The organism is Rosenbergiella epipactidis (assembly GCF_018494055.1).
GTDB lineage: Bacteria > Pseudomonadota > Gammaproteobacteria > Enterobacterales > Enterobacteriaceae > Rosenbergiella > Rosenbergiella epipactidis.
In genome coordinates, this window is record NZ_JABBFQ010000021.1 from 1 (window position 1) to 779 (window position 779).

General features: G+C 48.0%; 1 protein-coding gene. It reads right to left on the reverse strand.

All coding sequences use genetic code 11. The annotated features are described in order from the left end of the window. A partial coding sequence (locus HGT71_RS15615) for an elongation factor Tu (RefSeq protein WP_214218604.1) occupies positions 1-779 on the reverse strand: 779 nt, incomplete at its 3' end.

Consider the following 779-nt stretch of genomic DNA (forward strand, 5'->3'; position numbering starts at 1 on the left):
TCAACACCAGTACAAGTAGATTTCGCAGTATCTTTGATACCAACGATTTCAACTTCTTCACCTACTTTAACGATACCGCGCTCTACACGACCAGTTACTACAGTACCACGGCCTGAGATTGAGAATACGTCTTCGATTGGCAGAAGGAACGGCAGATCGATTGCACGTTGTGGTTCTGGGATGTAAGCGTCTAAGTGACCAGCCAGTTCTACAACTTTAGCTTCCCACTCTGCGTCGCCTTCCAGTGCTTTAAGCGCTGAACCACGAACGATTGGAGTGTCGTCGCCTGGGAAGTCGTATTGTGACAGCAGGTCACGAACTTCCATTTCAACTAGCTCTAACAGCTCTTCATCATCAACCATGTCACATTTGTTCAGGAACACGATGATGTAAGGAACACCTACTTGGCGACCTAACAGGATGTGCTCACGAGTTTGTGGCATAGGACCATCAGTTGCCGCAACAACTAGGATAGCTCCGTCCATTTGCGCAGCACCGGTGATCATGTTTTTAACGTAATCGGCGTGTCCTGGGCAGTCAACGTGCGCGTAGTGACGAGTTGGAGTTTCGTACTCTACGTGTGAAGTGTTGATGGTGATACCACGTGCTTTTTCTTCTGGCGCGTTATCGATTTGATCGAATGCACGCGCAGCACCGCCGTAAGTTTTTGCTAAAACGGTAGTGATTGCAGCAGTTAAAGTGGTTTTACCGTGGTCAACGTGACCGATGGTGCCCACGTTTACGTGTGGTTTATTACGTTGAAATTGCTCTTTAGCCAT